The following is a 6,713-nucleotide window of genomic DNA, read 5'->3' on the forward strand; positions in this document are numbered from 1 at the left end:
CCGGGCGGAGGAAGGCCCGCGAGCGCCGCCGTAGGCGATCCGGGGCGGTGGGAGGCCGGGGAGCGTCGTCGTGGCTGGGCGGTGGGAGGCCGGGGAGCGCCGTTGTGGAGGGGCTGGGTCGACCGAGGCTCGGGACCGCCGCCGTACATGGGCCGGGCGGAGGAAGGCCCGCGAGCACCGCCGTAGGCGATCCGGGGCGACGGGAGGCCGGGGAGCGCCGTCGTGGATGGGCTGGGCGGTGGGAGGCCGGGGAGCGCCGTCGTGGATGGGCTGGGCGGTGGGAGGCCGGGGAGCGCCGTTGTGGAGGGGCTGGGCGGTGGGAGGCCGGGGAGCGCCGTTGTGGAGGGGCTGGGTCGACCGAGGCTCGGGACCGCCGCCGTACATGGGCCGGGCGGAGGAAGGCCCGCGAGCACCGCCGTAGGCGATCCGGGGCGACGGGAGGCCCGTGAGCGCCGTCGTGCACGACCCGTCGGGGCGCCCGTGGGTAGGGCGCCCCGGGTGGGGGTCAGATGCCGGCGGCCGCCGACAGGTCGCGCTTCACGGCGTCCAGCAGCTCGGTCGCTCGGGTGCGGGCGGCCGGGAGGCCGGCGGGGGTCGCGACCGGTACGACGACCTCCAGGTAGCACTTCAGCTTGGGCTCGGTGCCGCTCGGGCGGACGATGACACGGGCGCCGTCGAGGGTGTAGCGCAGGCCGTCGGTGGGCGGCAGCTTGTCCGTGCCCAGTGTGAGGTCCTCGGCCCGGACGATGGACAGCCCTGCCAGCTCGGTCGGCGGCTGCTCGCGCAGGCGGCGCATCGCGGCGGCGATGAGCGAGAGGTCCTCGACCCGGACCGACAGCTGGTCGGTGGCGTGCAGGCCGTGTTCGACGGCGAGGTCGTCCAGGAGGTCGAGCAGCGTACGGCCCTCCTCCTTGAGCACGGACGCCAGCTCCGTGATCAGCAGCGCGGCCGTGATGCCGTCCTTGTCGCGCACGCCCTCCGGGTCCACGCAGTAGCCGAGGGCCTCCTCGTAGCCGTAGCGCAGGCCGTCCACGCGGGCGATCCACTTGAAGCCGGTCAGGGTCTCCTCGTACGGCAGGCCCGCCTTCTCGGCGATCCGGCCGAGCAGGGAGGAGGAGACGATCGACTCGGCGAAGGTGCCGCGCGCTCCGCGTCGGACCAGGTGGGCGGCGAGCAGGGCGCCGACCTCGTCGCCGCGCAGCATGCGCCAGTCGCCGCCGTCCTTCACGGCCACGGCGCAGCGGTCGGCGTCGGGGTCGTTGGCGATGACCAGGTCCGGGTCGGTGGCGCGGGCCCGGGCGAACGCCAGGTCCATCGCGCCGGGCTCCTCAGGGTTGGGGAAGGCGACCGTCGGGAAGTCCGGGTCCGGGTCGGCCTGCTCGGCCACCAGCGCCGGCTCGGGGAAGCCGGCCCGGGCGAACGCGGCGAGCAGGACGTCCTTGCCGACACCGTGCATCGCCGTGTAGACCGTGCGGGCGGTGCGCGGGGAGCCGGGGGCCAGGACCGCGTCCGTGCGGGCGAGGTAGGCCTCCAGGACCGTGTCGTCCAGGGTCTCCCAGCCGGTGTCCGGGCGCGGTACGTCGTTCAGCGAGGCGATCGCGTCGATCTCGGCGGCGATCTCCGCGTCGGCGGGCGGGACGATCTGGGAACCGTCGCCGAGGTACACCTTGTAGCCGTTGTCCCGGGGCGGGTTGTGGCTGGCGGTGACCTCCACGCCCGCGACCGCGCCGAGGTGCCTTATGGCGAAGGCCAGCACGGGGGTGGGCAGCGGGCGCGGGAGTACGGCCGCGCGCAGGCCGGCGCCGGTCATCACGGCGGCGGTGTCGCGGGCGAAGTCGGCGGACTTGTGGCGGGCGTCGTAGCCGACGACGACGAGCCCTCCGGCGTGGCCGTTCTTCTTCAGGTACGCCGCGAGACCGGCGGCGGCGCGGATGACGACGCCGCGGTTCATGCGCATCGGGCCGGCACCGAGTTCGCCTCGCAGGCCGGCGGTGCCGAACTGGAGGGTGCCGCGGAAGCGGGCCGACAGTTCCTGCGTGTCGCAGGCGTCGATCAGCTTGGCGAGTTCGTCGCGAGTCTCCGGGTCGGGGTCCTCGGCGAGCCATGCCTTGGCCCGGGCGATGAGATCGTCGTGCACCTTGGGATCAACCTCTCCTGTGTTTGCCTGGTCCCGCTGGGGGCTTGGCCCCCGGACCCCCGTCCTTGCCCGCCCACCCGACCCGGTCGGCCGGAACGCGAACGAGCCCGATCGCGCCACCGCCGGTGGCATCCACGCCGCCCGCCCCGCTCACCGTGCCCGCGGCGCCGGGTCCGCGCGACGCGACGCACATGCCGCTCCCGGCCGGAGTCGGCCGCAGCGCCGCGCTCTGTCAGATCCTGCCCAGTACCTGCGCCAGCAGCTGGCCCATACGGGACGCCGAGTCGCGGCCTGCCTGGAGGACCTCCTCGTGGTTGAGGGGTTCGCCCGTCATGCCCGCGGCCAGGTTCGTCACCAGGGAGATGCCCAGCACCTCGGCGCCGGCCTCGCGCGCGGCGATCGCCTCGAGGACCGTGGACATGCCGACCAGGTCCGCGCCGATCACGCGGGCCATGCGGATCTCGGCCGGGGTCTCGTAGTGCGGGCCGGGGAACTGCGCGTAGACGCCCTCCTCGAGGGTGGGGTCGATCTCCTTGCACAGGGCGCGCAGGCGGGGGGAGTAGAGGTCCGTCAGGTCGACGAAGTTGGCGCCCACGATCGGGGAGGTCGCCGTCAGGTTGATGTGGTCGCTGATGAGGACCGGCTGGCCGGGGCGCATGCCCTCGCGCAGGCCGCCGCAGCCGTTGGTGAGGACCACGGTCTTGCAGCCGGCGGCCACGGCCGTACGGACGCCGTGCGCGACGGCGGCGACGCCACGGCCCTCGTAGTAGTGCGTGCGGCCCAGGAAGACCAGCGCACGCTTGTCCCCGAAGGCGTACGAGCGAATCGTGCCGCCGTGGCCCTCGACGGCCGGCGGCGGGAAGCCGGGCAGCTCGGTGACCTGGAACTCGGCGTCGGGGGCGCCCAGCGCGTCGACCGCCGGAGCCCAGCCGGAGCCCATCACGAGGGCGACGTCGTGGGTCTCGGCGCCGGTGAGTGCGCGCAGGCGCGCGGCGGCGGCGTCGGCGGCGGCGTAGGGATCGCCCTGGAGGTCGTCCGGAAGAAGAGATGCGTTCACGCCGATGAGGGTAGCCGGTCTGTGCCTACGCGCGTAGATGACAGAGCCCACGGGATGGGGATCGTTGTCTTGTCGTTTCCCACAACGGAGGGGCAAAAGCACAGGAAAGCCGCGAGGAAGCCGTCGGCCGAGCGGCTCAGCAGGGACGCTTGCGGAGTTCCATCACATAGTCGTGGGGCGCCCCGGCGGACTCCGCCGCATCGGCGATCTCGCCCAGATAGCGCGCCGACGGCAGTCCGCCCTCGTAACCGTTGAGGACGTACGCCCAGGCCGGCTCCTCGCCGTCCAGGGTGTGCACGCGCACGCGCACCCGGCGGTAGATGCCGAGACCCACGCCCTCCCACCGGTCGAGCGAGTCCTCGTCCAGGGGCGCGAGGTCGTACAGGCCGACGAAGACCTCGGCCAGCGGATCCTCCACGATCGTCGCCAGCGCGCCCTCCCAGCCCAGCTGCTCCCCGCCGAAGGTCAGCCGCCAGCCGTTCAGCCAGCCGGTGGCGCGCAGCGGCGAGTGCGGGGCGCGGCGGGACATCAGCCGCGCGTCGAGGTTGCCGGCGTACGCGGCATAGAGCGACATGGAGAGAGGGTACGGCAGGGGCAACGCGGGTCACTCCCGTCCCACGCGGAGCTTCGGTGCGCCCCCGGGCAGTAGCACCTTGAAGCGTGCGGGACAATGGAGTACGTGACTCGGATCGTGATCATCGGTGGCGGACCCGGCGGATACGAGGCGGCCCTGGTGGCCGCCCAGCTCGGCGCGGAGGTGACCGTCGTCGACTGCGACGGTCTGGGCGGAGCGTCGGTGCTGACCGACTGCGTACCGTCGAAGACCCTTATCGCTACGGCCGAGGTGATGACCACCTTCGACTCCTCCTACGAGGAGCTGGGGATCATCGTCGCCGACGACACCCCGCCCCTGGAGCAGGCGCCCCGGGTGGTCGGCGTGGACCTCGGCAAGGTCAACCGGCGGGTGAAGCGGCTCGCGCTCGCCCAGTCCCACGACATCACCGCGTCCGTCACCCGGGCCGGCGCCCGGGTCATGCGCGGCCGTGGCCGGCTGGACGGCATGCAGGCCCTCGACGGCTCCCGCAAGGTCGTCGTCACCGCCGCCGACGGCACCGAGGAGACCCTCACCGCCGACGCCGTCCTCATCGCCACCGGCGGCCACCCGCGCGAGCTGCCCGACGCCCAGCCCGACGGCGAGCGCATCCTGAACTGGACCCAGGTCTACGACCTCACCGAGCTGCCGGACGAGCTGATCGTGGTCGGCTCCGGTGTGACCGGTGCCGAGTTCGCCGGCGCCTATCAGGCCCTCGGGTCGAAGGTGACGCTCGTGTCGTCCCGCGACCGTGTGCTGCCCGGCGAGGACCCGGACGCCGCCGCCGTCCTGGAGGACGTCTTCCGCCGCCGTGGCATGAACGTCATGGCCCGCTCCCGTGCGCAGTCCGCCAAGCGGGTCGGCGACCGGGTGGAGGTGACGCTGGCCGACGGGCGCGTCATCAGCGGCTCGCACTGCCTCATGGCCGTCGGCGCCATCCCGAACAGCGCGGGCCTCGGCCTGGAGGAGGCCGGCGTCAAGCTGCGCGAGTCGGGCCACATCTGGACCGACAAGGTGTCCCGGACGACCGCCCCCGGCGTCTACGCGGCCGGTGACGTCACCGGCGTCTTCGCGCTGGCGTCCGTCGCCGCCATGCAGGGACGTATCGCCATGTACCACTTCCTCGGCGACGCGGTGGCCCCGCTGAACCTGAAGACGGTCTCCTCCAACGTCTTCACCGACCCCGAGATCGCCACCGTCGGCTACACGCAGGCGGACGTGGACGCGGGCAAGATCGACGCGCGGGTCGTCAAGCTGCCCCTGCTGCGCAACCCGCGCGCCAAGATGCAGGGCATCCGGGACGGCTTCGTCAAGATCTTCTGCCGGCCCGGTACGGGCATCGTCGTCGGCGGTGTGGTCGTGGCGCCCCGCGCCTCGGAACTCATCCACCCCATCTCGATCGCCGTCGACAACAATCTGACGGTCGAACAGATCGCGAACGCGTTCACCGTGTACCCCTCCCTTTCGGGGTCGATCGCGGAGGTCGCCCGGCAGCTGCACACGCGCAAGGCGAGCGCCGAGGCCTGACCGGCCGGGCGGCTTCACCGCTGGTCACAGGGAGTCGCCGCGAGTGCGGACGGCATAGTCGGGGCGGATAGGTCCTATACCACTTCCGCCCCTGCCATGCGAACAACTTCTGTTATTCGGCGCAAACTGCTGAAAGCAGACGGTCGCTGGGGTTACTGTCAGTTTCGTGTTCGCTGCTGAACGTCGCCAATTGATCCTCGAAATGGTGCGAGCGAACGGTGCCGTGTCGCTCCGTGAACTCGCCCGCGTCGTCCAGACCTCCGAAGTGACCGTACGGCGGGACGTGCGCGCACTGGAGGCAGAAGGACTCCTCGACCGCCGGCACGGCGGTGCGGTACTGCCGGGCGGGTTCACGCGGGAGTCCGGCTTTCCGCAGAAGTCTCATCTCGCGACCGCCGAGAAGACGGCCATCGCCGACCTCGCCGCGGGCCTCGTCGAAGAGGGCGAGGCCATCGTGGTCGGCGCGGGTACCACCACGCAGGAGCTGGCCCGCCGGCTCGCGCGGGTGCCCGGACTGACCGTCGTCACCAACTCCCTGCTGGTGGCCCAGGCGCTGGCCCACGCCAACCGGGTGGAGGTCGTGATGACCGGCGGCACCCTGCGCGGCTCCAACTACGCCCTCGTCGGCTCCGGCGCCGAGCAGTCCCTGCAGGGGCTGCGCGTGTCCCGGGCCTTCCTGTCCGGGAGCGGGCTCACCGCCGAGCGCGGCCTCTCCACGTCCAACATGCTCTCGGCGTCCGTCGACCGGGCGCTGGTGCAGGCCGCCGCGGAGGTCGTGGTCCTCGCCGACCACACCAAGCTCGGCACGGACACGATGTTCCAGACCGTGCCGACGGACCTCATCACCCGCCTGGTCACCGACGAGCCGCCCGCCCACGACGACCGTGCCGCCACCGAGCTGCAGGCTCTCGCCGATCAGGGGGTGCAGATCGCCGTGGCCGGGGCGAGCGGGAACCCGGGGGGTGAGCAGGGGCCTGCGGCGCGTCAGCAGCGGGCCCTGCCAGGGCCCCGCCGGGGGCATGTGCCGGGTTCCTCCGCACTGCGCGCGGCGGGTCTCGGGGAATCCACGGCCGGTGCCGAGCGGGGGCGCGTCGCCGACCTGCGGCGCCGTTAGCGGGAAGGCTCCAGGCGTTTGCGTCGCCTGTTCGCCGTAGGGCTTCGGGCCCGTTGTGCGGGTGCGGGTCGCGGGGGCTGATCGCGTGGGTCCCCGCGCCCCGGCGGGGCGCCGCGGCGCCCCGGAACGCGCAACGCCCGGGGGACCGGAACAGCCGGTCCACCGGGCGTCGCAGCGCGGGCTGCTCGCCGTCAGTCCTTGATCTCGCAGATGGCGGCGCCCGAGGTGATGGAGGCGCCGACGTCGGCGGTCAGGCCCTTGATGGTGCCGGACTTGTGCGCGTTCA

At 73.0% G+C, this 6,713-nt stretch carries 5 protein-coding genes; 2 read left to right on the forward strand and 3 right to left on the reverse strand.

The features are described 5' to 3' along the window. Nucleotides 1-505: 505 nt before the first annotated feature. The 3 genes from ACGFRF_RS39700 to ACGFRF_RS39710 all read right to left on the reverse strand — a co-directional run bounded on the left by ACGFRF_RS39700 (nt 506) and on the right by ACGFRF_RS39710 (nt 3,768). Nucleotides 506-2,137: a phospho-sugar mutase gene (locus ACGFRF_RS39700; RefSeq protein ID WP_393748686.1), complete on the reverse strand. Its 1,632-nt coding sequence runs from the start codon at nt 2,135-2,137 to the stop codon at nt 506-508. Nucleotides 2,138-2,369: 232 nt separating this feature from the next. After that, nucleotides 2,370-3,194: a purine-nucleoside phosphorylase gene (locus tag ACGFRF_RS39705; RefSeq protein ID WP_393748688.1), complete on the reverse strand. Its 825-nt coding sequence runs from the start codon at nt 3,192-3,194 to the stop codon at nt 2,370-2,372. A gap of 136 nt (nt 3,195-3,330) precedes the next feature. Continuing rightward, nucleotides 3,331-3,768 (reverse strand): gamma-glutamylcyclotransferase, encoded by a 438-nt coding sequence (locus ACGFRF_RS39710; protein WP_393748690.1) that lies wholly within the window; start codon nt 3,766-3,768, stop codon nt 3,331-3,333. Between the two features lie 96 nt (nt 3,769-3,864). Here ACGFRF_RS39710 and ACGFRF_RS39715 point away from each other — a divergent pair, with 96 nt between their 5' ends. Both ACGFRF_RS39715 and ACGFRF_RS39720 read left to right on the forward strand, forming a co-directional pair. Next, nucleotides 3,865-5,313, forward strand: coding sequence for an NAD(P)H-quinone dehydrogenase (locus ACGFRF_RS39715; protein WP_393748692.1), 1,449 nt, complete (start codon nt 3,865-3,867; stop codon nt 5,311-5,313). Between the two features lie 166 nt (nt 5,314-5,479). Next, nucleotides 5,480-6,427, forward strand: coding sequence for a DeoR/GlpR family DNA-binding transcription regulator (locus ACGFRF_RS39720; protein ID WP_393748694.1), 948 nt, complete (start codon nt 5,480-5,482; stop codon nt 6,425-6,427). The last annotated feature ends 286 nt before the right edge of the window (nt 6,428-6,713 follow it).

Source organism: Streptomyces sp. NPDC048521, from assembly GCF_043199855.1.
Taxonomy (GTDB): Bacteria; Actinomycetota; Actinomycetes; order Streptomycetales; family Streptomycetaceae; genus Streptomyces.